Annotated in this window: 22 protein-coding genes; 11 read left to right on the top strand and 11 right to left on the bottom strand. The window is 59.9% G+C overall.

The genetic code is table 11. The annotated features are described in order from the left end of the window. Window positions 1–47: 47 nt before the first annotated feature. Window positions 48–1,355 (bottom strand): CitMHS family transporter, encoded by a 1,308-nt coding sequence (locus tag AC09SL_RS11070; RefSeq protein ID WP_058544845.1) that lies wholly within the window; start codon window positions 1,353–1,355, stop codon window positions 48–50. Between the two features lie 390 nt (window positions 1,356–1,745). After that, a complete protein-coding gene (locus AC09SL_RS11065; protein ID WP_058544846.1) occupies window positions 1,746–2,072 on the bottom strand; it encodes a DOPA 4,5-dioxygenase family protein in 327 nt (108 codons plus the stop codon). 84 nt (window positions 2,073–2,156) lie between these two features. On the opposite strand from AC09SL_RS11065, the gene AC09SL_RS11060 reads away from it, so the two are divergent. Then, on the top strand, window positions 2,157–2,816 hold the full coding sequence (locus AC09SL_RS11060; RefSeq protein ID WP_058544847.1) for an NAD(P)-dependent oxidoreductase: 660 nt from the start codon (window positions 2,157–2,159) through the stop codon (window positions 2,814–2,816). Between the two features lie 5 nt (window positions 2,817–2,821). Here AC09SL_RS11060 and AC09SL_RS11055 read toward each other — a convergent pair whose 3' ends face one another. Further along, window positions 2,822–3,769: a choline sulfate utilization transcriptional regulator gene (locus tag AC09SL_RS11055; RefSeq protein WP_058544848.1), complete on the bottom strand. Its 948-nt coding sequence runs from the start codon at window positions 3,767–3,769 to the stop codon at window positions 2,822–2,824. A gap of 114 nt (window positions 3,770–3,883) precedes the next feature. Here AC09SL_RS11055 and betC point away from each other — a divergent pair, with 114 nt between their 5' ends. From betC to AC09SL_RS11040, 3 genes are all read left to right on the top strand, one after another. Continuing rightward, complete coding sequence (betC, locus tag AC09SL_RS11050) at window positions 3,884–5,398, top strand: choline-sulfatase (protein ID WP_058544849.1); 1,515 nt, start codon at window positions 3,884–3,886, stop codon at window positions 5,396–5,398. A gap of 15 nt (window positions 5,399–5,413) precedes the next feature. Beyond that, window positions 5,414–6,334, top strand: coding sequence for a choline ABC transporter substrate-binding protein (choX, locus tag AC09SL_RS11045; RefSeq protein ID WP_058544850.1), 921 nt, complete (start codon window positions 5,414–5,416; stop codon window positions 6,332–6,334). Window positions 6,335–6,580: 246 nt separating this feature from the next. Next, entirely contained in the window at window positions 6,581–8,149 is a 1,569-nt protein-coding gene (locus AC09SL_RS11040) for a SulP family inorganic anion transporter (protein WP_058544851.1), read from the top strand. Between the two features lie 151 nt (window positions 8,150–8,300). Here AC09SL_RS11040 and aroE read toward each other — a convergent pair whose 3' ends face one another. Both aroE and hemF read right to left on the bottom strand, forming a co-directional pair. Further along, window positions 8,301–9,122, bottom strand: a complete 822-nt coding sequence (aroE, locus tag AC09SL_RS11035; protein ID WP_058544852.1) for a shikimate dehydrogenase — start codon at window positions 9,120–9,122, stop codon at window positions 8,301–8,303. 13 nt (window positions 9,123–9,135) lie between these two features. Continuing rightward, entirely contained in the window at window positions 9,136–10,050 is a 915-nt protein-coding gene (gene hemF / locus AC09SL_RS11030) for an oxygen-dependent coproporphyrinogen oxidase (RefSeq protein WP_024617012.1), read from the bottom strand. Window positions 10,051–10,213: 163 nt separating this feature from the next. On the opposite strand from hemF, the gene AC09SL_RS11025 reads away from it, so the two are divergent. Further along, window positions 10,214–11,191: an NADPH:quinone reductase gene (locus tag AC09SL_RS11025; RefSeq protein ID WP_058544853.1), complete on the top strand. Its 978-nt coding sequence runs from the start codon at window positions 10,214–10,216 to the stop codon at window positions 11,189–11,191. A 627-nt stretch (window positions 11,192–11,818) separates the two neighbouring features. Here the strand turns inward: AC09SL_RS11025 and tsaC are convergent. The 3 genes from tsaC to AC09SL_RS11010 all read right to left on the bottom strand — a co-directional run bounded on the left by tsaC (window position 11,819) and on the right by AC09SL_RS11010 (window position 14,639). Continuing rightward, window positions 11,819–12,376 (bottom strand): L-threonylcarbamoyladenylate synthase type 1 TsaC, encoded by a 558-nt coding sequence (gene tsaC, locus AC09SL_RS11020; protein WP_014335849.1) that lies wholly within the window; start codon window positions 12,374–12,376, stop codon window positions 11,819–11,821. Window positions 12,377–12,437: 61 nt separating this feature from the next. Further along, window positions 12,438–13,532, bottom strand: a complete 1,095-nt coding sequence (dprA, locus tag AC09SL_RS11015) for a DNA-processing protein DprA (RefSeq protein ID WP_058543076.1) — start codon at window positions 13,530–13,532, stop codon at window positions 12,438–12,440. An 81-nt stretch (window positions 13,533–13,613) separates the two neighbouring features. Next, window positions 13,614–14,639, bottom strand: a complete 1,026-nt coding sequence (locus tag AC09SL_RS11010) for a LysM peptidoglycan-binding domain-containing protein (RefSeq protein ID WP_058543075.1) — start codon at window positions 14,637–14,639, stop codon at window positions 13,614–13,616. A 169-nt stretch (window positions 14,640–14,808) separates the two neighbouring features. Here AC09SL_RS11010 and def point away from each other — a divergent pair, with 169 nt between their 5' ends. The 6 genes from def (at window position 14,809) to AC09SL_RS10980 (ending at window position 19,979) form a co-directional block, all read left to right on the top strand. Next, a complete protein-coding gene (gene def / locus AC09SL_RS11005; protein ID WP_003196300.1) occupies window positions 14,809–15,315 on the top strand; it encodes a peptide deformylase in 507 nt (168 codons plus the stop codon). A gap of 71 nt (window positions 15,316–15,386) precedes the next feature. After that, on the top strand, window positions 15,387–16,346 hold the full coding sequence (gene fmt / locus AC09SL_RS11000) for a methionyl-tRNA formyltransferase (RefSeq protein ID WP_058543074.1): 960 nt from the start codon (window positions 15,387–15,389) through the stop codon (window positions 16,344–16,346). Continuing rightward, complete coding sequence (gene rsmB / locus AC09SL_RS10995; protein ID WP_058543073.1) at window positions 16,343–17,653, top strand: 16S rRNA (cytosine(967)-C(5))-methyltransferase RsmB; 1,311 nt, start codon at window positions 16,343–16,345, stop codon at window positions 17,651–17,653. The genes fmt and rsmB overlap by 4 nt, the downstream gene beginning before the upstream one ends. A 24-nt stretch (window positions 17,654–17,677) precedes the next feature. Continuing rightward, window positions 17,678–19,051, top strand: a complete 1,374-nt coding sequence (trkA, locus tag AC09SL_RS10990; protein ID WP_058543072.1) for a Trk system potassium transporter TrkA — start codon at window positions 17,678–17,680, stop codon at window positions 19,049–19,051. Between the two features lie 172 nt (window positions 19,052–19,223). Continuing rightward, a complete protein-coding gene (locus tag AC09SL_RS10985; protein ID WP_058543071.1) occupies window positions 19,224–19,535 on the top strand; it encodes a tetratricopeptide repeat protein in 312 nt (103 codons plus the stop codon). Window positions 19,536–19,814: 279 nt separating this feature from the next. Then, complete coding sequence (locus AC09SL_RS10980) at window positions 19,815–19,979, top strand: hypothetical protein (protein ID WP_153387442.1); 165 nt, start codon at window positions 19,815–19,817, stop codon at window positions 19,977–19,979. Window positions 19,980–20,187: 208 nt separating this feature from the next. On the opposite strand, the gene AC09SL_RS10975 is transcribed toward AC09SL_RS10980, so the two are convergent. The 3 genes from AC09SL_RS10975 to AC09SL_RS10965 form a co-directional block, all read right to left on the bottom strand. Then, window positions 20,188–21,360, bottom strand: coding sequence for an MFS transporter (locus AC09SL_RS10975; RefSeq protein ID WP_058542486.1), 1,173 nt, complete (start codon window positions 21,358–21,360; stop codon window positions 20,188–20,190). Between the two features lie 268 nt (window positions 21,361–21,628). Further along, window positions 21,629–22,537 carry a DMT family transporter gene (locus AC09SL_RS10970; RefSeq protein WP_058542485.1) on the bottom strand — a complete coding sequence of 303 codons (909 nt, stop codon included), beginning with the start codon at window positions 22,535–22,537 and terminating at the stop codon, window positions 21,629–21,631. Window positions 22,538–22,540: 3 nt separating this feature from the next. Next, window positions 22,541–23,515, bottom strand: coding sequence for an aKG-HExxH-type peptide beta-hydroxylase (locus AC09SL_RS10965; protein ID WP_196764455.1), 975 nt, complete (start codon window positions 23,513–23,515; stop codon window positions 22,541–22,543). Window positions 23,516–23,741 lie beyond the last annotated feature (226 nt).

Genomic DNA, 23,741 nt, shown 5'->3' with positions numbered 1-23,741 from the left:
GCGAGTGTTAGGCCGCGCCGCTGATGGCGGCGCAGCGGGCGTTGCTTTTATAGAGTGCTGAACAGCGGAAAAATCCCCATCAGCAAGGCGGCGAACATTATGCATAGGCAAACCAGTACTGCCCACTTCAGGGTGAAGCGCTGGTGGTCGCCGAACTCGATCCCGGCCAATGCTACCAGTAGGTAGGTCGACGGAACCAGCGGGCTTAACAGGTGGACGGGCTGGCCGACGATGGAGGCACGGGCCATTTCAACGGCGGTGATGCCGTAATGGCTGGCTGCCTCGGCGAGAACCGGTAACACCCCGTAATAAAATGCATCGTTCGACATGAAGAACGTGAACGGCATGCTCACCAGCGCGGTAATCACAGCCAGGTACGGACCGAGGAAGTCCGGGATCACTGACAACAAGCTCTTGGACATGGCGTCGACCATGCCGGTGCCGGACAGGATGCCGGTAAAGATACCGGCCGCGAAAATCAGCCCGACCACCGCCAACACGCTGCCGGCATGGGCCGCAACGCGGTCTTTCTGCTGTTGCAGGCAAGGGTAGTTGACGATCATCGCGATACTGAAGGCCACCATGAACAGCACCGGCAGCGGCAACAGGCCGGCGATCAGGGTGCACATCAGGGCCAGCGTCAACGCGCCGTTGAACCAGATGAGATTCGGACGACGGGCGTCCGGGAATTGGGAAACGCTGATTTCGCTGTGGTCGATTTCATCATCGACCAGATGCAATTCACCCAGGCGTGCGCGCTCGCGCTTGCCGTACAGGTAGGCAATCAGCAGGATCGCCACCACACCGGCGGCCATCGCCGGAATCATCGGCACGAAGATGTCGGACGGGTCCACGTGCAGGGCACTGGCCGCGCGGGCTGTCGGGCCGCCCCACGGGGTCATGTTCATCACACCGCCAGCGAGGATGATCAGGCCAGCCATGATGCGTGGGCTCATGCCGATGCGGCTGTAGAGCGGCAGCATCGCGGCCACGCAGATCATGTAAGTGGTCGCGCCGTCACCATCAAGGGAAACGACGAGCGCCAGAACGGCGGTACCGACCGAAACTTTCAACGGGTCGCCCTTGACCAGCTTGAGGATCTTGCGCACGGCCGGGTCGAACAGGCCGGAGTCGATCATCAGGGCAAAATACAGAATCGCGAACATCAGCATCACCCCGGTCGGGGCGAGCTTGGTGATGCCTTCGAGCATCATCGGGCCGATTTTCGGCGCAAAGCCGCCGAACAGGGCGAACAGGATCGGGATGATGATCAAGGCGATCAGCGCGGACAGGCGCTTGGTCATGATCAGGAACATGAACGTGATGACCATGGCAAAGCCAAGGAAAGTCAGCATAGGAAATACTCCAGGCGTGGCGCGGCGGGCAAAGGCGAACCGGACAGGTCAGCGCAGGATGCAAGGCTCGGGGCGAACGGATGGAGTGGGTGCAGCGGGACGGGTAGCAGCGGACATCAGAATCACCATTGTTGTTGTAGAGGGGCCAGGCGAGCCTTGGAAACTCGCTTTGGCCGACCGGTCTGTTGCCGGTAGTGGGGCGATCCTAATCGCGCAAGCTTTCAGTCAGCTTTCGTTGCAGACAATGGAGTTTTTTCTGTGGGGACAACGCTTATCCGTGGGAGCAAAGCTTGCTCGCGATGAAGTTGACACATTTGCCCTTGAGAGCTGCGGTGCCTTTAATCGCGAGCAAGCTTTGCTCCCACAGACAGTCTGCGCTCCCCCGATAAATCAAAATGCCGAAAGATCCAACGGCCGCACCGCCCCCATCCAGATCGCATGGTCGGTGTGGTCGGCCAGGTCATCGCCGGTCTCCGGGTGCATGAAAATCACCAGGCCTTTGCGATTGAGCGCCAGCCAGGGCAAGACCACGCCGATGTACTGGGGGTCGAACGCCAGCTGACAGCTCCAGTCCGGGTGCGGGCCGACCGGGCGTTGATGGACGCGGCCCATTTTCAACGGGAACAATTGCGCCGCTTCCTCGCACAGGGCCCGCGCCTGGTCGAGGGTGTTGGCGTCGAAATACACGTGAGCGTGGTAGCCCTTGATCCGCTGCATCTGTCACTCCTTGAAAAGAGGCCGAACCCTCGCCGTTTACCGCGTGTCAGAGCCTTTACACGCGGGATAAAGAGGAAAACAGCCATGAAAAACGCCGAAACCCCGGTCATCAAAGTGGTGCTTTATGGTGCCATGAGCAGCCTCGGCGGTGCGTTGATGGCTGAAATGCTGCGGCGCCAGCACGAAGTCATCGCCATTCTCGACGATCTTACTGCCCTGGCTCCACGCCCGGGTCTGCGGACCAAGACCGGTGACCTGTTCGATCCCGAGCGGGTCAAGCAAAGTGTTGCCGGTGCCAGCGCCGTGGTGTGTCTGCTGAACGCGCCGGGTTTGCCGATGAACAGCGAGTACGTGGAGCGCACATTGATTCCCGGCCCGGTGGAACAAGTATTGGCCGTGGATGCACTGATCGCCGGCATGCAGGCGGTGAACATTCCCCGGCTGTTCCTGGTGGGCGACTTTGCGATGCTCGACGAGGAGCCGACGGATGACGATTTGCAGCGCCACGCCGCCGAAGAAGTGCTCGATGCCCTGAAGAACAGCACCTTGCAGTGGACCTTGATCAACGCACCCTATGCCGCGCCTGGCTTGGGCATAGAACATTTCAGCCAGGTCAGCACGAGCCTGGAACCCGGCATGGCCGAATCCCTGGAGCGGCTCAACCGGGTGGCGGTCGGCATCGCCGATGAGCTGCGCCTGAACCTGCATGTGGGCGAGCATGTGAGTTTTGTCGCGGCCGTGTAGGGGCATTAAACGGCAATGGAAGGCAGCGCCAAGCCAGTGAGTGATTCGGCACTGTTAGCCTGTTCTTCCATCAGCCAATCGACGAATTGCCTGATCAATGCACCGCGGCGTTTACGCTGGGGCAAGACCACGTAGTAGCCCTGCCGCGATAGCACCGTTTCAGCGATCGGACGACACAGCAGCCCTTGCGCCAATAAGTTATCCACAAGGTGGCGCCAGCCGATGGCGACGCCTTGGCCGCCAATCGCCGCCTGGATGAGCAGCGTGTAGTTGTCGAAGCGCAACTGCCCCGGGGCAGGCGGTGAAGTGATGCCCAGTTCGCGAAATACGCCGCTCCACTCGAACCAGTTGTTGTTCCCCGCTCGCAGGTGCAGCAATGGAAATTCTGCCAAGGCCTGGGCGGGCAAGGGCATGGGGTGTTCCTTGAGCAACAGCGGGCTGCACACCGGAAAGACTTCTTCGTTGAACAACCAGCGACTTTCGCCTTGTTTGAAGCGACCGTCGCCAAACAGTACGGCAACGTCGATATCGGTGCGCAGCATGTTGTGGTTGCGTTCGCTGGTCACCAGGCTAACGTCCACTTGTGGGTTGGCCGCGTGAAAGCGATGCAGGCGCGGCATCAGCCAATAGGCGGCGAATGCGAAATCCGTGGCGACTTGCAGCACCTCATGCTGATGCTGGGCGGTGATCGCGCTCAGCCCGGCATCGATGCTTTGCAAGCCGACCTGTACCTGCTCAAACAGGATTGTCCCGGCCTCGGTCAGTTCGATGCCGCGGTAGATACGGTCGAACAACCGCGTACCCAGTTGCTCTTCCAGGCGCTTGATCTGCTGGCTGATGGCCGGTTGCGTGGTGCCCAGCTCAATCGCCGCCGCGGTGAAACTTTGTTGGCGCGCCGCGGCTTCAAAGGCGCGGAACAGTTCCAGGGACAGGTTACCCAGAGCGTCATACATAAGCTGTGCTTATCCTAGTCATTATCCTGCATGGGCTTTACCCCAAAACCTGGGGGCTACATGCTCAATCGCAGCAATGTCGCATAACTGCCTACTATGGAATGCCGCGAATACATGAAGCGCAAGAACATTCTTTTCATCATGGCCGATCAAATGGCCGCGCCAATGTTGCCGATCTACGGACCTTCGCCGATCAAGCTGCCGAACCTGTCGCGCCTGGCCGCCGAGGGCGTGGTGTTCGACGCTGCCTATTGCAACAGCCCGCTTTGCGCGCCGTCGCGTTTTACCTTGGTGAGCGGCCAGTTGCCGAGCAAGATCGGTGCGTACGACAACGCGGCGGATTTCCCGGCGGACGTGCCGACTTACGCCCATTACCTGCGTCGCCTCGGCTACCGCACGGCGCTGTCCGGCAAGATGCACTTTTGCGGGCCGGACCAGTTGCACGGCTACGAAGAGCGCCTGACCAGCGACATTTACCCGGCCGACTACGGCTGGTCGGTGAACTGGGACGAGCCGGACGTGCGGCCGAGTTGGTATCACAACATGTCGTCGGTGCTGCAGGCCGGGCCGTGCGTGCGCACCAACCAGTTGGATTTCGATGAAGAAGTGGTGTTCAAGGCCCAGCAGTACCTGTTCGACCACATCCGCGAGGACGGTGACCAGCCGTTTTGCCTCACCGTATCGATGACGCACCCACACGACCCGTACACGATTCCCAAGACGTTCTGGGATTTGTATGACGACAACGACATCCCTTTACCGCAGACCCCGGCGCAAACGGCGCTCGATCCACACTCCCAGCGGCTGCTGAAGGTCTATGACCTGTGGGACAAGCCACTGCCTGTGGATAAGATTCGTGACGCGCGCCGCGCCTATTTCGGCGCATGCAGCTACATTGACAGCAACGTCGGCAAGCTGCTGCAGACCTTGGAAGACACCGGTCTGCTGGACGACACGATCATCGTGTTCTCTGGCGATCACGGGGACATGCTCGGCGAAAAGGGCCTCTGGTACAAAATGCACTGGTTCGAAATGGCCGCCCGCGTACCGTTGCTGATCAGTGCGCCGGGACAGTTCGCCAGCGGCCGGGTAGGCGCGGCCGTGTCCACCGCCGATTTGCTGCCAACCCTGGTGGAGCTGGCCGGCGGCACACTGGAGCCGGGCTTGCCGCTCGATGGCCGTTCACTGGTGCCGCACCTGCAAGGGCAGGGCGGGCATGATGAAGTCTTCGGTGAATACATGGCCGAAGGCACCATCAGCCCCTTGATGATGATCCGTCGCGGCCCGTGGAAATTCATCTACAGCGAAGATGACCCATGCTTGCTGTTCGACGTACGCAATGACCCCAAGGAACTGGAAAATCTCAGTCAATCGCCTGAGCATCAATCCCTGTTCGCCGAATTTCTCGCCGAGGCGCGTGCCAAGTGGGACATCCCGGCTATTCATCGACAGGTGCTCGCCAGCCAGCGCCGTCGCCGTTTCGTCGCCCAGGCGCTGACCCTGGGCAAACTCAAGAGCTGGGATCACCAGCCGCTGGTGGACGCCAGCCAGCAGTACATGCGTAACCACATCGACCTCGACGATCTGGAGCGCAAGGCCCGTTATCCACAACCCTGCCAAAACCAATAACGTAAGGGGCATGCCATGCAAAAGTTATCCACAGTACTGACCGCTGGACTGTTGGCGTTGAGCAGTGCTTCGGCCTGGGCCGAGCAAAGCTGCGAAACGGTGAAGATGGCCGACCCGGGCTGGAGCGATATCGCCGCCACCAATGCCATCACCGGTTTCCTGCTGGAGGGGATGGGCTACAAGGCCAAGGTCGACACCCTGGCGGTGCCGATCACCTTCGGTGGCCTCAAGGATGGCCAGGTGGATGTGTTTCTGGGTAACTGGATGCCGGCACAGCAGGGTTTCTACGACAAGTTCGTGGCCAATGGTGATGTCACGCAACTGACCAAGAACCTGGACGGCACCGAGTTCACCCTGGCGGTCCCGGACTACGTCTGGGACGCCGGTGTGCATAACTTTGCCGACCTGAACAAATTCGCCGACAAGTTCGGCAAGAAGATCTACGGCATTGGCTCCGGCGCTCCGGCCAACCTCTCCCTGAAAGAAATCATCAAGACCAATGACTTCGGCATGGGTGAGTGGAAACTGGTGGAATCCAGCGAACAGGCGATGCTGGCGGAAGTCTCCCGGGCGGTGAAGAAACAGAAGTTCGTGACCTTCCTCGGCTGGACCCCGCACCCGATGAACGTGCAATTGAAAATGCATTACCTCAAGGGCGGCGAGAAATACTTCGGCGACACGGGCAGTGTCTACACCTTGACCCGCAAGGGTTATGCACAGGCCTGCCCGAACGTCGGCAAACTGCTGACCAACCTGAGCTTCACCCAGGACATGGAAAACAGCATCATGGCCGAGGTGGTGAACAACAAGGTCAGCAACGCCGATGCGGCCAAGGCCTGGATCAAGGCCAACCCGGCGGTCCTGGATAAATGGCTGGACGGTGTGAAGACCCTCGATGGCAAGGATGCGCTGGCGGCGGTGAAGGCCAAGCTCTGACGAGCTCTTGTGGCGAGAGCTTGCTCCCGCTGGGCTGTGTAGGAGCTGTGTAGGAGCTGTGTAGGAGCTGTCGAGTGCAACGAGGCTGCGATCTTTCCCCAGACACTTGAATCTCAAGCGAAAGATCAAAAGATCAAAAGATCGCAGCCTTCGGCAGCTCCTACAGTGAAGTCCAGCGGGAGCAAGCTCCCTCGCCACATGGGTTCACCTGATACTCTTGCGCCAAACCCCATTCCTTGAGGCCCCATGGCAATTCCCACGCGCCGTTCACTCTTGCCTTTCCTGAACTGGCTGCCCCGGCAGACTCGCGCCAGTGTCGGCCGTGACCTGATCGTCGGCCTGAGCGGCGCGATTCTCGCGTTGCCGCAGTCCATTGCCTACGCCCTGATTGCCGGTTTGCCACCGGAATACGGCTTGTATGCGGCGATCGTGCCGGTGCTGATCGCCTGCCTGTGGGGTTCGTCGTGGCACCTGATCTGCGGGCCTACGGCGGCGATTTCCATCGTTTTGTACGCCACCGTCAGTCCGCTGGCCGTCCCCGCCAGCCAGGACTACATCACCTTGATCCTGCTGCTGACGGTGTTGGCGGGTATTTTCCAATGGTTGCTGGGATTGCTGCGTTTCGGTGCGCTGGTGAATTTCGTCTCGCACTCGGTGGTACTGGGTTTCACCTTGGGCGCGGCGGTGGTCATTGCCCTGGGGCAGTTGCCGAACCTGCTGGGCCTCGACCTGCCGAACGAAGCCACGGCGTTGAGAGGTTTACTGATGTTGGGCAGCCACATCGGGGCTGTGGATAAGCCATCGCTGCTGCTGGGGTTGGGGACCTTGGTGCTGGGCGTGGCACTCAAGCGCTTGCTGCCGCGTTGGCCGAGCCTGTTGATAACTTTAGTCATCAGCAGCCTGGTGGTCTGGTTATGGCCGGCGATGTTCGGGCATGTGGCGCTGGTCAGTGCGTTTGCCGGGCGCTTGCCGCCCTTCACGCCGCTGCCGTTGGACCTGGAGCTGATCCTGCGCCTGCTGCCCGGGGCTGTTGCGGTGGGCATGCTCGGGCTGGTCACCAGCCTGTCCATCGCCCGCTCGTTGTCGGTACGTTCCGGGCAATTGCTCGATGCGAATCAGGAGGTGAGGGCGCAGGGGCTTTCCAACATCGTTGGAGGATTTTTCTCCGGATCATTGTCGGCCGGCTCCTTTACCCGTTCCGGCCTCAGCTATGAAGCCGGGGCCTGCTCGCCCCTGGCCGGGGTGTTCTCGGCCCTGTGGGTGGCGTTGTTTGCGGTCGCTGGAGCGAAACTGATCGCGCACATCCCGATTCCAGCCATGGCCGGCAGCATCCTGTTGATCGCCTGGGGGCTGGTGGACCACCGCGGCATCCGGGCGTTGTACCGCGTGAGCCGCGCCGAATTCGTGGTGATGAGCCTGACCTGCCTGGCCACGTTGCTGCTGGAACTGCAAACCGCCATCTACGCCGGCGTACTGGCCTCGCTGTTCTTTTACCTCAAGCGCACTTCACAGCCGCGGGTGCAGCATTCCCACGAAGGGGAAGCAGACATCCTACGGGTTGGCGGCTCGATCTTTTTTGGTGCCAGCCACTACTTGCAAGTGCGGTTGCAACGGCTGCACGCGCAGCGGGTGGTGATCGATGCCCAGCAGATCAATTTCATCGATTATTCCGGGGTGGAAATGCTCCACCAGGAAGCCCGGCGCCTGCGCAGCCAGAGGCGCAGCCTGACGTTGCGCAAGGCCAGGCCGCATGTGGTGGAGGAGTTGTTGAAGCTGGAGGGGCCGGAGCATTGCCCGATTCACTTCGAGGACTGAACTGATTCAACCCTGTAGGAGCTGCCGAAGGCTGCGATCTTTTGATTTTGAGTCTTTCACTTTTGACTCAATTGTTTTTGAAAAGATCGCAGCCTCGTTGCACTCGACAGCTCCTACACAGCTCAGCTCTTACATAGCTCCTGCACAGCTCTTACAGCGCCAGCTGGCGGCGCAGTTCGGCCAGTACTGGCGCGGTGTCCGGGCGTACCCCGCGCCACAGGTAGAAGGCTTCACCCGCCTGTTCGGCGAGCATGCCCAGGCCATCCATTGCCACCGCCGCGCCGTGTTCCTTGGCCCAACGGCAGAACGAGGTCGGTTCCTTGCCATACATCATGTCGTAGCAAACCGTCTTGCCGGGCTCGATCAGGCTCGCGGCAATCGGCGGTACATCCCCCGACAGGCTCGCGGAGGTGGCGTTGATGATCAGGTCCACCGGCTCTTGCAGCCAGTCGAACCCGCTGGCTGAGACCGGGCCCAGGTCGGCGAACAACTCGGCCAGCAATTCGGCCTTTTCCACCGTGCGATTAGCGATGATCACCGAGGCCGGCGCTTCGGCCAGCAGCGGCTCCAGGGCACCGCGCACCGCGCCACCGGCCCCGAGCAACAGGATGCGCTTGTCTTTGAGGCTAAAGCCGGCATTGACGGTCAGGTCCCGGACCAGCCCGGCGCCGTCGGTGTTGTCACCCAACAGGCGACCGTCGGCCAGTTTGCTCAACGTATTGACCGCCCCGGCCCGCTGGGCTCGCTCGGTCAGGGTGTCGGCCAGGCGGAAGGCGTCTTCCTTGAACGGCACCGTGACGTTCGCCCCACGCCCTTCGCGGAAAAATTCCTGCGCGCAACCGGCGAAATCCTCCAGGGGCGCCAGCAGCGTGCTGTAGTCCAGCGTTTGCCCGGTCTGCTCGGCAAACAGGCGATGGATCAACGGCGACTTGCTGTGGCCGATCGGGTTACCCATTACAACGTAGCGGTCCATGGATATTCCTCGTTCAGGCCGTCGCCAGCCAATCGCGATCCTGCAGGAAATACTCGGTCAGCCGCGCCTCTTCGCTGCCCGGTTCGGCTTTCCAGTCGTAGCCCCAGCGCACTTGCGGCGGCAGCGACATCAGGATCGACTCGGTACGTCCGCCCGACTGCAGCCCGAACAAGGTACCGCGGTCATAGACCAGGTTGAACTCCACGTAGCGCCCACGGCGAAACTCCTGGAATTCCCGCTGCTTGGCGGTGAACGCGTCGTGCTTGCGGCGGCGCACGATCGGCAGGTACGCATCGATGTAGGCGTCGCCGATGGCGCGGATGAAGGCGAAGCAGGTGTCGAAATCCCACGCGTTCAGGTCGTCGAAAAACAGGCCGCCGATGCCCCGGGGCTCGTTGCGATGCTTGAGGTGGAAATAGCTGTCGCACCAGGCTTTGTAGCGCGGGTACACCTCGGGGCCGAACGGCGCGCAGGCCTGCTCGGCGACACGGTGCCAATGGACGCAGTCTTCTTCGACGCCGTAGTAAGGCGTCAGGTCGAAGCCGCCGCCAAACCACCAGACCGGCTCTTCGCCTTCCTTTTCGGCGATGAAGAAGCGCACGTTGGCGTGGGAGGTCGGCACGTGCGGGTTGTGCGGGTGGATCACCAGCGACACGCCCAAGGCTTCGAAGCCGCGCCCGGCCAGTTCTGGCCGATGGGCGCTGGCCGAGGGCGGCAGGCCGCTGCCGAAGACGTGGGAAAAGTTGACGCCGCCCTTTTCGATCACCGTGCCGTTTTCGATCACCCGCGTGCGACCGCCACCGCCGGCCGGCCGGGTCCAGGCATCTTCGACGAAGCGAGTGCCGCCGTCTTCGGTTTCCAGGGCGGCGCAAATACGGTCTTGCAGGTCGAGCAGGTAGGCTTTCACGGCCTCGGTGCGAGTGGACATGACATCACCTTGATCAGGGCTACGCTACGCGGCGTATAGCGGGCCGGTGGCAAATGGGCGCACAGGATACCACCGCACTTGCCTACACCACAGTTGACGACGGTCAAGCTTAGGAGTCCGATAGCAGGCTTGGTAAAAGCCCTGCGACAAGGAGAAAGTGAAGATGGCCAAACGTATCCAGTTCAGTTCCCACGGCGGTCCCGAAGTGCTTGAGTACGTCGATTACTCGCCTGCCGAGCCCGGCCCGCAGCAGGTGCGCGTCAGCAACAAGGCGATCGGCCTGAATTTCATCGACACCTACTACCGCAGTGGTCTGTATCCGCCGCCAGCGCTGCCATCGGGCCTGGGTGCCGAAGGCGCGGGCGTGGTCGAGGCGGTTGGGTCGGACGTCACGCGGTTCAAGGTCGGCGACCGGGTGGCCTACGGCAGCGGCCCACTGGGGGCCTACAGCGATGTGCATGTGTTGCCCGAAGCCAACCTGGTGCATTTGCCCGAATCCATCAGTTTCGAACAGGCGGCGGGCGTGATGCTCAAGGGCCTGACTGTGCAGTACCTGTTGCGCCAGACCTATGAACTCAAGGGTGGCGAAACCATCCTGTTCCACGCCGCCGCCGGTGGCGTGGGTTCCTTGGCCTGTCAGTGGGCCAAGGCCTTGGGCGTGAAGCTGATCGGTACCGTCAGCTCGCCGGAAAAGGCCGCCATCGCCAAATCCCACGGCGCTTGGGAAACCATCGACTACAGCAAGGAAAACGTCGCACAGCGGGTGCTGGAATTGACTGACGGCAAGAAGGTGCCCGTGGTGTACGACGGGGTTGGCAAGGACACCTGGCTGACCTCCCTGGACAGCGTCGCGCCCCGTGGCCTGGTGGTGAGTTTCGGCAACGCCTCGGGTGCGGTAGAAGGTGTGAACCTGGGAATTCTCGCGGCCAAGGGCTCGCTGTACGTCACCCGCCCGACCCTGGCGACTTACGCCAACAACGCCGAAAACCTGCAGCGCATGGCCGATGACCTGTTCGGGATGATCGCCAGCGGCAAGCTCGTGGTGGATATCAATCAGCGTTATCCACTGGCGGAAGCGGCCAAGGCTCATACCGAGCTGTCGGCGCGCCGCACGACGGGGTCGACGGTTCTTTTGCCTTGAATTAAAGGGTGTTTGTGATGGCCTCATCGCGGGCAAGCCTTGCTCCCACAGAGTAAAACCTGTGGGAATGAGGCCTGCTTCCACAGAGCAAAACCTGTGGGAATGAGGCCTGCTCCCACAGAGTAAAACCTGTGGGAATGAGGCCTGCTTCCACAGAGCAAAACCTGTGGGAATGAGGCCTGCTTCCACAGAGCAAAACCTGTGGGAATGAGGCCTGCTTCCACAGAGCAAAACCTGTGGGAATGAGGCCTGCATCCACAGAGCAAAACCTGTGGGAATGAGGCCTGCATCCACAGAGCAAAACCTGTGGGAATGAGGCCTGCTTCCACAGAGCAAAACCTGTGGGAATGAGGCCTGCTCCCACAGAGTAAAACCTGTGGGAATGAGGCCTGCTTCCACAGAGCAAAACCTGTGGGAATGAGGCCTGCATCCACAGAGCAAAACCTGTGGGAATGAGGCCTGCATCCACAGAGCAAAAGCTGTGGGAATGAGGCCTGCTTCCCACAGAGCAAAAGCTGTGGGAATGAGGCCTGCTTTCACAGAGCAAAACCTGTGGGAATGAGGCTTGCTTCCACAGGACATGGCCTGTGGGAGCAAGGCTTGCCCGCGATGAACGATGACGCGGTATCAGTCCGGCCGCACAACCTTGCCAGTAGCCAGGTCGCGAATCACGCTGGGGTTCTTGCGCCCGCCCAGGTTGCCGCCCAGCACCAGGTCGATCTGCCCACGGAAATACTGCTCGACACGAATCCGCGTGCGCGCCGCCGGGCGTCCTTGGGGGTTGGCCGAGGTGGACACCAGCGGCCCGACCAACGAGCACAAGTCGCGCACGGTGGGATGATCGCTGACCCGCAGCGCGACGGTGTCGTGCACCCCGGTGATCCATTCCGGCAGCAGGTTCTGGTGCGGCACCAGCCAGGTATTGGGCCCCGGCCAGGTGCTGGCCATGCGGTCCATCCAGGTTTCGGGGAAGTCTTCGAACAGAAAGTCGAACTGGTGGATGTTGTCAGCCACCAGGATCAGGCCTTTGTCGGGCAGCCGCGACTTGATCGCCAGCAGGCGTTCCACCGCCTCTTCGTTCCATGGGTCACAACCCAGGCCCCAGACCGCTTCGGTTGGATAGGCAATCACCGCCCCGGCGCGAATTTCTCGCGCGGCTTGTTGCACACGCCAACTGTTGACCATGAAAGATTCTCCCGCAACGCAAATAAGGCTGTGGGCAGTTTACCGATCTTCCCCATAAAACCTAGCGTGCAAACCAGCGTCCATTGTCACAGGTGGCGCGTCCTTCCATCTCCAGCTCGGTCAACGCCGCCAGCACTTTGGGCAAGCCCCAGCCACTGGCGTCGGCCAGCGCCTCGCTGCTCAGCGGCGCGGCATGCAGCAGGCGCAGCAGCGGATGGGTCACGGGCACAGGCTCCGAGGCCAGCGGCAACTGTTGCCAACCGCGCAGCGCTTCGAGGATGTGCTCGACGGTTTCCACCAGCGCCGCACCGTCGCGGATCAATTGATGGCAGCCTCGGGCACCAGGGTGATGGATCGATCCAGGAATGGCATACACCTCGCGGCCCTGCTCCGCGGCCAGGCGGGCGGTGATCAGCGAGCCGCTGGCGACACTGGCCTCCACCACCAGCACCCCCAGGGACAAGCCACTGATGATCCGGTTGCGGCGCGGAAAATTGCTGGCGTGGGGCGGCGCGTCCAACGGGAACTCCGACAATACCGCGCTGCCTTGCGCAATCATCGCGTCCGCCAGCCGACGATTGCGCTGTGGATAAAAATTTTCCAGGCCGGTGCCCAACACGCCGACGGTGCGCCCGCCGACGTCCAGTGCTGCTTGATGAGCCGCTGCATCGATGCCCAGGGCCAGCCCGCTGGTGATGACAAAACCGGCCCCGGCCAGGCTTCGGGAAAACGCCGCCGCGGTGTCCATGCCGGGGCGTGATGCGCGGCGACTGCCGACCATCGCCAGTTGGGGATTTTCCAGGATCGAGGTGTCGCCGGCGACGAACAGCAGCGGTGGCGCGTCGCTGATCTGCGCCAGCAGTGCCGGGTAGTCGGGTTGGTCCCACATCAGTAAATGCTGGCCCGCACGCTCAAGCCAGGCCAATGCATGGGCGGCGCCGTCACGCACATCCGGGTTGCGCCGCGCCTCGGCACAGGCCAGCGGCAAGCCCAGCGCTCGCCATGCGCTGGCCGGTGCACTGATGGCCTTGGAGGCCGAGCCGAAGGCCTCCATCAGGGTCATGAAACGTTTGGGTCCCAGCTCCGGCAAGCGGTGAAGGCGTAGCCGGGCCTCCAGTTCCGCAGGGGAAACCGGCGCAGATTCTGGCAGTGGCATGTGATCAATCCTTGATCGTTATGAGCCCCGTTCAAACGGGAACAAGCTGTGGATAACTCTGTTGGTAACTTGTGAAACCCGTTATGGATTACGGACCTTGTCGAGCACCGCCAACGAGCGCGAGGCGTACAGCACCAGGCCATAACTGAGCTTGTCGTAGGTGCGGAACACCATCAGCAGGCCGGCCCGCTCATCGGGGATTTTCACCCGCTCGCCCGTGATGCGGTCGCGCACGGTTTCACCGGTCTTCATCACCGCCAGCACGTTGCCTTCGACCAACCCGTCGCGGCGGCCCTTGTTCAGGGTGACCACGTCCAGCGCGCCGATCTGGGTCACGCCTCGCGGCACGTCCAGGATCAACCCGTGGATGTCCGATTTTGGCGCGCTGGGCATGAAGGTCGAGTTGATCGAGCGCTCTTCGCCGCTGAACAGACGATCACCCAAGCGTACTTCCTGGGTGGTGCGTTGCAGGGCCAGGGTGGTGACATCGCCCTCGGTGGCGACCACCTCGCCGCCGCCGATGTCGTCGGCATTGATGCCCAGGAATTCCTGGGTCTCGGGGTCGGTGTAGACCTTGCCCTGGCGGAAGATGCCGTACGCCGACTGGTTCGCATCGAACGAGCCGCGGGCAAAGACCCGATCCCCCATGCCGCTGAGCACCCGCTCGGCATTGCCGGCGACGATGTAGGGGGCCTTGTTGAAATCTTCAGGTGTGTCGACGATGCGGTTGTTCAACAGGAAGCTATTGATGGCTTGCAGCGGAATGCTCGGGATGGCGTCGGCCACTGGCGAGCTGCGAATGCGCGGCGACAGCTTGATGGTGCCCCGCGAGGCACCGCGATTGAGGGTCAGGCGCGGCTGGCCATTGACGTAGACCAGCGACAGGGTGTCGCCCGGATAAATCAGGTTGGGGTTTTCGACCTGTGGGTTGGCCTGCCAGAGTTCTGGCCATTTCCACGGTTCGCGCAGGTATTTGCCGGAAATGTCCCAGAGTGTGTCCCCCGTCACCACCGTGTATTGCTGGGGAAAACCTTCCCGAAGTTGCACTTGCCCGTGCGCGATACCGGCCGAGGCCAGGAGCAGCAGGGCGAGTAGTGATTTCCTCATGCGGTGAATCCCTTTATTATGTGCGTTCGCGTAAAACGCCAGAGCCCCCGTGGCTCGCTGCCTTGCGGAGCTATTGTCCCAAGAGCAACGTTTTACAACGGTAGCCTGCATCCCAAGAGACGCCAGGCCTGCCACCCGACTTTACCTCAGACGTGCATTTATCAAGCTTATGGCCATTTTGAACATTCTCGAATTTCCGGACCCGCGCCTGCGCACTATCGCCAAACCTGTGGCCGTAGTGGACGACGAAGTGCGCCAGTTGGTCGATGACATGTTTGAAACAATGTATGAGGCGCCAGGCATCGGCCTCGCCGCGACCCAGGTCAACGTGCACAAGCGTATCGTCGTGATGGACCTTTCCGAAGACCGCAGCGAGCCGCGGGTGTTCATCAACCCCGAGTTCGAAACCCTCACCGACGAGATGGACCAGTACCAGGAAGGCTGCCTCTCGGTACCGGGCTTCTACGAAAACGTCGACCGCCCACAGAAGGTCAAGATCAAGGCCCTGGACCGTGACGGCCAGCCCTATGAACTGATCGCCGAAGGTTTGCTGGCGGTGTGTATCCAGCACGAGTGTGACCACCTCAACGGCAAGCTGTTCGTGGATTACCTGTCTACCCTCAAGCGTGACCGCATCAAGAAAAAACTGGAAAAACTTCATCGCCAGAATGCTTGATGCCCCCTTTAAAAGGCTTGCCGCGGCAAGCCTTTTTCTTTTTGCGACTGCTTTGTAATTGAGAGCTACCCATGACTGAGCCACTGCGCATCGTCTTTGCCGGCACTCCCGAATTTGCCGCCGAACACCTCAAGGCCCTGCTGGCCAGCCCCCACGAAATCGTCGCGGTCTACACCCAACCTGACCGGCCGGCCGGCCGCGGGCAAAAACTGATGCCCAGCCCGGTCAAGCAACTGGCCCTGGAGCACGGCATCGAGGTGTTGCAGCCGCCGACCCTGCGCGACGCGCAAGCCCAGGCCGAACTGGCGGCGCTCAAGCCAGACTTGATGGTGGTGGTCGCCTACGGCCTGATCCTGCCCCAAGTGGTGCTGGATATCCCGCGCCTGGGTTGCATCAACAGCCACGCCTCGCTGCTGCCCCGCTGGCGCGGTGCGGCGCCGATCCAGCGCGCCGTGGAAGCCGGCGATGCCGAGAGCGGCGTGACCGTAATGCGCATGGAAGCTGGCCTGGACACCGGGCCGATGCTGCTCAAGGCCAGCACCCCCATCAGCGCCGACGACACCGGCGGCAGCCTGCACGACCGCCTCGCGCTCATCGGCCCGCCAGCGGTGATCCAGGCGATTGCCGGCCTGGCCGCCGGCACGCTGGAAGGCGAAGTGCAGGACGACAGCCTCGCCACCTACGCACACAAACTGAACAAGGACGAAGCCCGTATCGACTGGAGCCGCCCAGCCGTTGAGCTGGAGCGCCTGGTGCGGGCCTTCAACCCTTGGCCGATCTGCCACAGCACCTTGAACGGCGAAGCCCTGAAAGTGCTGGCGGCCAGTTACGCCGAAGGGAAGGGCGCACCGGGTGAAATCCTCAGCGCCAGCAAGGACGGTCTTGTTGTCGCTTGCGGCGAACAGGCTTTGTGTCTGACCCGTCTGCAACTGCCCGGTGGCAAGGCGCTGAACTTCAGCGACCTGTTCAACAGCCGCCGCGAGAAATTTGCCGTCGGCACCCATCTCGGCCAAGCGACGGACGCCTCATGAACCCGCGTCTGGCCGCCGCCAAGGCACTTGCCGCCGTCCTCAGCGGGAAAGCTTCCCTCAACAGCTCCCTGCCGACCCAACTGGACAAGGTGGAAGACCGTGATCGCGGTTTCACCCAGGACCTGGCGTTCGGCACCGCCCGTTGGCAGCCGCGGCTGTCGGCCCTGGCGGCCAAGCTGTTGCAGAAACCGTTCAAGGCCGCCGATGCCGACGTCGAGGCGCTGCTGCTGGTGGGGCTCTATCAACTGCTCTACACCCGCGTCCCGGCCCACGCCGCCATCGGCGAAACCGTGGGCTGCGCCGACAAGCTGAAAAAGCCTTGGGCCAAGGCCCTGCTCAACGCCGTGTTGCGCCGCGCCCAGCGGGAAAGCGAAGCCCTGCTGGCCGAGCTGGAACATGACCCGGTGGTGCGTACCGCTCACCCGCGCTGGTTGCAGAAATCCCTAAAGGCGTTCTGGCCCGAGCAATGGGAAGCCATCTGTGCGGCCAACAATGCTCATCCGCCGATGATCCTGCGGGTCAACCGTCGCCACCATAGCCGCGACGCCTACCTGGCGTTGCTCGGCGAGGCGGGCATCCCGGCCGTTCCGTGCCAGTACAGCCGCGACGGCATCGTCCTGGAAACCCCGGGCGATGTGCGCGCCTTGCCGGGCTTTGCCGAGGGCTGGATCAGCGTCCAGGACGAAGCCGCCCAATTGGCCGCCGACCTGCTGGAGCTGGCGCCCGGCCAACGGGTGCTGGACGCCTGCTGCGCGCCGGGTGGCAAGACCTGCCATATTCTCGAGGCCGAGCCGAAGCTGGCCGGCGTGGTGGCGGTGGACCTGGAAGCCAAGCGCCTGGTGCGCGTGAAGGAAAACCTCGAGCGCCTGGGCCTGGAGGCCGAGCTGATCGCCGCCGATGGCCGCGACACTGCAACCTGGTGGGACGGCAAGCCGTTCCAGCGCATCCTCCTTGATGCCCCATGCTCGGCCACCGGCGTGATCCGCCGGCATCCGGACATCAAGCTCACCCGCCAGCCGGACGACATTGCGGCACTGGCCGTGTTGCAGGGCGAACTGCTCGATGCCCTGTGGCCGACCCTGGAAGTCGGTGGCATGCTGCTCTACGCCACCTGCTCGACCTTGCCGACCGAGAACACCGAAGTGATCGACGCCTTCCTCGCCCGCACCCCAGGGGCGCGGGAACTGGACATTGCCAGCCAGGCCGGCCTGAAACAGCCCCATGGCCGCCAGTTGCTGGCCCAGGAAGGTGGTCACGACGGGTTCTATTACGCCAAGCTGATCAAGATCGCCGCTGCACGCGGTTAAGACCGATTCGATAGGAGTGACTGGATGAAAATCATCATCCTCGGCGCAGGACAAGTCGGCGGTTCGCTGGCGGAACATCTGGCCAGCGAGGCCAACGACATCACCGTGGTCGACACCGACGGCGAACGCTTGCGCGACTTGGGCGACCGCCTCGACATCCGCACCGTGCAAGGTCGCGGGTCGTTGCCGACGGTGCTGCGCCAGGCCGGCGCCGACGATGCCGACATGCTCGTGGCCGTGACCAACAGCGATGAAACCAACATGGTCGCCTGCCAGGTCGCCCACACGTTGTTTCATACCCCGACCAAGATCGCCCGTGTGCGCGAAGCGTCCTACCTGACCCGCGCCGACCTGTTCGACAACGAAGCGATCCCGGTGGATGTGCTGATCAGCCCCGAGCAGGTGGTGACCAACTACATCAAGCGCTTGATCCAACACCCCGGCGCCTTGCAGGTAATCGACTTTGCCGAAGGCAAGGCGCAACTGGTGGCGGTCAAGGCCTACTACGGCGGGCCGCTGGTGGGCCAGCAACTGCGCCAGTTGCGCGAGCACATGCCGAATGTGGACACCCGGGTCGCAGCGATTTTCCGCCGTGACCGGCCGATCCTGCCCCAGGGCGACACGGTGATCGAAGCCGACGACGAAGTATTTTTCATCGCCGCCAAGGCGAACATTCGCGCGGTCATGAGCGAAATGCGCCGCCTGGACGAGAACTACAAGCGCATCGTCATCGCCGGTGGCGGGCAGATCGGCGAACGCCTGGCCGAAGCCATCGAAAGCCGCTACCAGGTCAAGATCATCGAGATGAACCCGGCGCGCTGCCGCTACCTCTCCGACACCCTCGACAGCACCGTGGTGCTGCAGGGCAGCGCCTCGGACCGCGACCTGCTGTTGGAAGAAAACATCGCCGATGCCGACATCTTCCTGGCCCTGACCAACGACGACGAAGCCAACATCATGTCGTCGCTATTGGCCAAGCGCCTGGGGGCGAAGAAGGTCATGACCATCATCAACAACCCGGCCTACGTCGACCTGATCCAGGGCGGCGACATCGACATCGCCATCAGCCCGCAACTGGCAACCATCGGCACCTTGCTGGCCCACGTGCGCCGCGGCGACATCGTCAGCGTCCACTCCCTGCGCCGCGGCGCGGCCGAAGCCATCGAGGCCATTGCCCATGGCGATGCCAAGTCCAGCAAAGTCATCGGCAAGGCCATCCGCGACATCGGCCTGCCGCCGGGCACCACCATCGGCGCGATCATCCGCGACGAAGAAGTACTGATCGCCCACGACGACACCACCATCCAGACCGGCGACCATGTGATTCTGTTCCTGGTGGACAAGAAGCACATTCGCGATGTCGAGAAGCTGTTCCATGTGGGGTTGAGTTTCTTCTGACTAGAAAACAACCCTGTGGCGAGGGGATTTATCCCCGCTGGGTTGCGCAGCAGCCCCCAAAACCAGGCAACTCGGTGTGCCAAGAAGATTGAGTTAACTGCTTTAGGGCCGCTGCGCAGCCCAACGGGGATAAATCCCCTCGCCACAGGAACAGAACACAGGAGACTTAAAGATGCTCGATTCCCTGGAAAAAATGCTCGCCAAGGGTGTGGATAACGCCCTGCTGCGCTTCGGCCTGGGCAAGGGCTACCTCGACCTCGGCGAATTCCCCCGCGCCGCCGAACACTTCCAACGCTGCGTCGAACTCGACCCCAAATACTCAGCAGCCTGGAAACTACTGGGCAAGGCCCACCAAGGCCAAGGCGACCTACCGGCAGCCCGCCAAGCCTGGGAACAAGGCCTTGAAGCCGCCCGCGCCCACGGCGACAAACAGGCCGAAAAAGAAATGACCGTGTTCCTCAAAAAACTGGATCGCCAGCCCTGAACGCCATGCACCTGTAGCGAGGGAGCTTGCTCCCGCTTGACCGGGCTGGCGCTCCAGTGCGAAGCCTCACAAAAAAAGCCCACCCCCCAATCCACTGCCAATCCGCCAAAAGCTCAGCCGGCGCAAAATCTGTGGGAGCAAAGCTTGCTCGCGATAGCGGTAGACCAGCCAAACCAGTTGTCGACTGACCTGCCCCAATCGCGAGCAAGCTTTGCTCCCACAGGTTTGCGGCTGAACGCCCTCTCGACACTGATCATCAAGACCTGACTGGAAACACACATGTCCGAAATTACCCAAATGATCATTGCCCTGGCGCTGTCCTTTCTGCTCGATCGGTTTCTCAAGCCGTATCTGCTGCGCAAGTGGCTAGGGGTGGCGCTGGTGGTGGCGGGGGCGGTCGGCTGCGTTGTGGCAGGTCAGACCCGCTTGTTGGGGTTTGTTTGATCTGGGGTTGCTCCCGCTTGACCGGGCTGGCGCTCCAGTGCGCAGCACTCACAAAAAAGCCCTCCCCAATCCACTGCCAATCCGCTAAAAGCTCAGACAGCGCAAATCTGTGGGAGCAAAGCTTGCTCGCGATGGCGGTAGACCAGCCAAACCCATTGTCGACAGACCTGCCCCAATCGGGGGTTATGTTGCCCCCGGATAAGGACTATCAGGCACCTGCTGTTACCGGGCTCGTGTGTCCTTGGGCAAAGCGAGTCGCCGATGTCTGCAGCAATAGAACAATGGACAAGGTAATCATCAGAAACGGTATCAGCCACGCGCTCTCGATCAATGCCAGCTGCAGGCTGAGGATTAACAGCAAGACCGGTGTTGCGAGGGCATTCGCCCGGCTAACACACGCACCAACGGCAGCCTCGCTGTAGCGGTAGGCAATGGCTGCTCGGATATGCACCCGCGCACCGCCAAAGGCCATGCCAAGGATCAGCAGGCTCAGCGCCTTGAGCACCAGGGTATCTGGCACCATAAACCATACCGCTGCGGAAATGATGGCCAGCCCGATCAGCCCCGAGAGAAATACCGATAGATTGCGACCGGTATTACTCAGAATGATCAGCACTCCCACCAACGCCATCCCCATGCCGAACACTGCGTCCAGCACACCAAGCTCAAATAGCGCCCAGCCATGGCTCGACACATACACGGGAAGCATGAAGTTGAAGGCACCGAGGATTGGCCAGATCAGTACCATTGGCACAAACAGGGTGAGTGGAAGCTTGGCTGGCGCAACTGTCTCGCTAGCCTCTTGTGCCACCACCGAGAGACCCTGGCGGATGTAACAAATCGCTGATACCAGCAGGAATCCAGCGCCCAGAAAAATGAAGAACCCCATACCCGGCAGGATCGGCATCAAGCCGGCTGCCAACAACGGACCAATCATCAGGGCCGCTTGACCGGTTGCAGTGGTTGCACCACTGATTCGTCTGACAGAGGCTTCATCCATACCACGCTGAACCTGGGTGAACCACATGTCCAAGCTGGCTTCGAGCAGCATGAAAACCAGCCAGACAAAGAGGTTGGCGGCTAGTAGAGCGATGGTGATGTCTCGGCTTGCCCCTACCACCAGGCTGAGACCGGCCAGACAAAACGTAAACCAGCTGCTCATTTTTCGTCCGTTCATTCGCGCCGACAGCCGCTTGATAATCACCGGCGTGATGAAGGCCGGAATGAAGGAGCAAAAAATCGCCAATGCCAAAGGTAAATAACCACCTTCGTTCTGGTTGAGGATGGTCCACGTCAGGGAGACCACCAATGCCCCGGAACATAGGCGGTAAGCCGTTGAGCAGACTAAAAAAATAGCTAATTCTTTTGAAAAATTCTTCATGAAGATTTCCCTATCGTAAGCGTTTCGGCATGACGGAAGTGAAAACTACCGCTTGGGCCGTGATAAGTGCAGGCCGTACCGTTTTTGTGCACGCTCCAACCCCGTGTTTAAGACGCTTTGAAAGTTAAAGTTTGCAACTAAATCAACGGGCAAAAAGCGTGCTCCAAAATGACTAGCGAAACGCACTTTTTTTGGGCGGTTTGGCCGAGACGGCATTGAAGTGGTGCATGCGTTCCTGCGGCAAATTTTAAATCTGAGCAAGGTCGTGTCATCTTTGTATGGCGGTCTTGTTAGACAACTGCTCAATGCTGTGTCGTAGGTTGAACAAAATCACGCCGCAGAAAACCAAGCCTATCGATAGAATGACTGTTCCATTTATCGGATAGCTAAAGAACAAGTAGGAAATGATGATGGCGAAAAACGGAACCAGCAAGCCAATGGGGGCCACGGTGGAGCCGGAATACTTTCTTATGTTGTAGTTCCATATCCAGTACCCCAGCAGAGTCGTCACGTAAGACTGTGAGATCAGCGACACTATGACTTTGTAGTTTATCGCATCCTTAAGGCTATAGAATGACTCGGCACCTTCAAAGTACAAGGCAAGAACGAATAGAACTGGAAGGCTAAATAAGAAGCTCCAAACCATAAAGGGTAGCAGGTCTTTAGGCTTGTATTTTTGAATAATAAAAGTACACATACTAAAGCAAAAAGCTGCGAGCAAGCAGATAGCAACGCCCAACGGACCTGAACCCTGATTGTTCTTGATTAGCATCAAGAAAAGGCCAGAGAGTGATATCGCGAGGGCGATAATGCTGATGTTGGAAGCTCTTTCCTTAAAGGCAATCAGGCCAATGATAAATGTAATGAATGCGCTGAGCTGAATGATGAGGGATACAGTGCCGGGAGAGGTGCCTGTATAGATGGCAATGTTGGCGCACCCCCATATTCCGCCACCAAACAATATTCCATAGGCGGCGAGTACATAAGCTGGAATTTTAGGTCTTGGCATGAAAAATACAAACGGGAAGACGCAAAGCGAAAACCTGATGAATGTCATCACGAAGGGTTTGATTTGTTCAAGCCCTACTTTAATTAAGGCGAAGTTTCCCCCCCAGATCAGCGCCACTAGCAATAAGAATGCGTAATCATGTGGGGCGATTTTTTTAAAACTGTTCATTGCTCAGAATCCACTTTTCAGCATGTCATCATAAACATTACGAAAAGGTGATATTTTGGTCATTTCCTCCAAGCACTCATCGAAAATCTGTTGTCCCATGGGCGTCAACACACCGTCCCGCTTGATCTGAGCTGCGGTCGCGAAAAATCTCTTCTCAGCCACCCGCCCTTTCTCAAGCGCTTCCTCTGCCAGTTTTCCAGGCGCTATTTTTCCCAAACCAGACATTGCGAGTGCAATTCTAGCCAGTACGAAAAGTGCGTGAAATATACCGAGCATGGGACGGGCGTCAGGCCTGAATGGCGCTGTGTATAATTCACTCTCTGGATTCAAAACAAACCTGTCATCTGTGCTTTTTAAAAACAGTCGTAAATGGGCGGCCTCATGGACTACCTGTTGTGCGTAATAGATGGGGCTATGGACTTCATCGGCCCATATCAAAACCAGCCCTAATAAATTGTAACTGCTGGCCGATCTGACATGGTATTCATCACCAGGACCAGTCAAGACTATTTCATCTATTAAGATCTCAGCTTCATTGTAGAGGTCTAACGATTGGGCCTTGAGAAGTTCTATTCCTGCGATTAATTTGGTTTTCTCTATCTCAGCAACATCAGCGCCGATGAAACCAATACTGATTTTGCCAGACGCCTCTTCTCGTACTTCATCGGCAACCAAGTCGATTTCTTCTTTTCGGTTGTTTTCAGAGAACCCGGAAACCCTGAATCCTTCTGATCCATGCCTTTCGTTTTGCTTGGCTTCTTGAAAAAAATGTAAGCCTGAATCTGCATCGTTGGCTTGCAAGCTCTTGATGCACTTATTGTAGAATGCGAAAGACTTCCAAGACAGCTTGGTCACAGAGTCGGATTTTTGATAGTCATCATTAAACACGCTCGCCAAGTAGCTCATCGACTCTTTGTATTGATTGAGCAATGCGTAGGAATCTTGGCGATACTCTTCATTTGTGATTAAGATGCTCAATTGATTTCTCCTTGAAAGCAGGCTCTCCATAAAAAGAAGGACCGCCATAGCGATATGGCAGTCCTTCTAATAAATCACCGTCGAAATTTATTCGCCGATAGATTTGTTTACGCTCGACAGCGCAACCATTGCAGTCAGGCTCAGTGCGGATTGAGATACGATCAGTTTGGACATATCGAGTTTCATAAAAAGCTCCATTTTTTTGAAAGATTATGCCGTTCGCATT

Source organism: Pseudomonas sp. PF05, assembly GCF_056521845.1.
Note: the sequence above shows the minus strand (reverse complement) of the source record. Positions and strands in the feature narration are given on the sequence as shown.

Coding starts and splice junctions, on each gene's coding strand:
- AC09SL_RS11070 (WP_058544845.1), bottom strand. CDS start 1,355: ATGCTGACTTTCCTTGGCTTTGCCATGGTCATCACGTTCATGTTCCTG.
- AC09SL_RS11065 (WP_058544846.1), bottom strand. CDS start 2,072: ATGCAGCGGATCAAGGGCTACCACGCTCACGTGTATTTCGACGCCAAC.
- AC09SL_RS11060 (WP_058544847.1), top strand. CDS start 2,157: ATGAAAAACGCCGAAACCCCGGTCATCAAAGTGGTGCTTTATGGTGCC.
- AC09SL_RS11055 (WP_058544848.1), bottom strand. CDS start 3,769: ATGTATGACGCTCTGGGTAACCTGTCCCTGGAACTGTTCCGCGCCTTT.
- betC (WP_058544849.1), top strand. CDS start 3,884: ATGAAGCGCAAGAACATTCTTTTCATCATGGCCGATCAAATGGCCGCG.
- choX (WP_058544850.1), top strand. CDS start 5,414: ATGCAAAAGTTATCCACAGTACTGACCGCTGGACTGTTGGCGTTGAGC.
- AC09SL_RS11040 (WP_058544851.1), top strand. CDS start 6,581: ATGGCAATTCCCACGCGCCGTTCACTCTTGCCTTTCCTGAACTGGCTG.
- aroE (WP_058544852.1), bottom strand. CDS start 9,122: ATGGACCGCTACGTTGTAATGGGTAACCCGATCGGCCACAGCAAGTCG.
- hemF (WP_024617012.1), bottom strand. CDS start 10,050: ATGTCCACTCGCACCGAGGCCGTGAAAGCCTACCTGCTCGACCTGCAA.
- AC09SL_RS11025 (WP_058544853.1), top strand. CDS start 10,214: ATGGCCAAACGTATCCAGTTCAGTTCCCACGGCGGTCCCGAAGTGCTT.
- tsaC (WP_014335849.1), bottom strand. CDS start 12,376: ATGGTCAACAGTTGGCGTGTGCAACAAGCCGCGCGAGAAATTCGCGCC.
- dprA (WP_058543076.1), bottom strand. CDS start 13,532: ATGCCACTGCCAGAATCTGCGCCGGTTTCCCCTGCGGAACTGGAGGCC.
- AC09SL_RS11010 (WP_058543075.1), bottom strand. CDS start 14,639: ATGAGGAAATCACTACTCGCCCTGCTGCTCCTGGCCTCGGCCGGTATC.
- def (WP_003196300.1), top strand. CDS start 14,809: ATGGCCATTTTGAACATTCTCGAATTTCCGGACCCGCGCCTGCGCACT.
- fmt (WP_058543074.1), top strand. CDS start 15,387: ATGACTGAGCCACTGCGCATCGTCTTTGCCGGCACTCCCGAATTTGCC.
- rsmB (WP_058543073.1), top strand. CDS start 16,343: ATGAACCCGCGTCTGGCCGCCGCCAAGGCACTTGCCGCCGTCCTCAGC.
- trkA (WP_058543072.1), top strand. CDS start 17,678: ATGAAAATCATCATCCTCGGCGCAGGACAAGTCGGCGGTTCGCTGGCG.
- AC09SL_RS10985 (WP_058543071.1), top strand. CDS start 19,224: ATGCTCGATTCCCTGGAAAAAATGCTCGCCAAGGGTGTGGATAACGCC.
- AC09SL_RS10980 (WP_153387442.1), top strand. CDS start 19,815: ATGTCCGAAATTACCCAAATGATCATTGCCCTGGCGCTGTCCTTTCTG.
- AC09SL_RS10975 (WP_058542486.1), bottom strand. CDS start 21,360: ATGAAGAATTTTTCAAAAGAATTAGCTATTTTTTTAGTCTGCTCAACG.
- AC09SL_RS10970 (WP_058542485.1), bottom strand. CDS start 22,537: ATGAACAGTTTTAAAAAAATCGCCCCACATGATTACGCATTCTTATTG.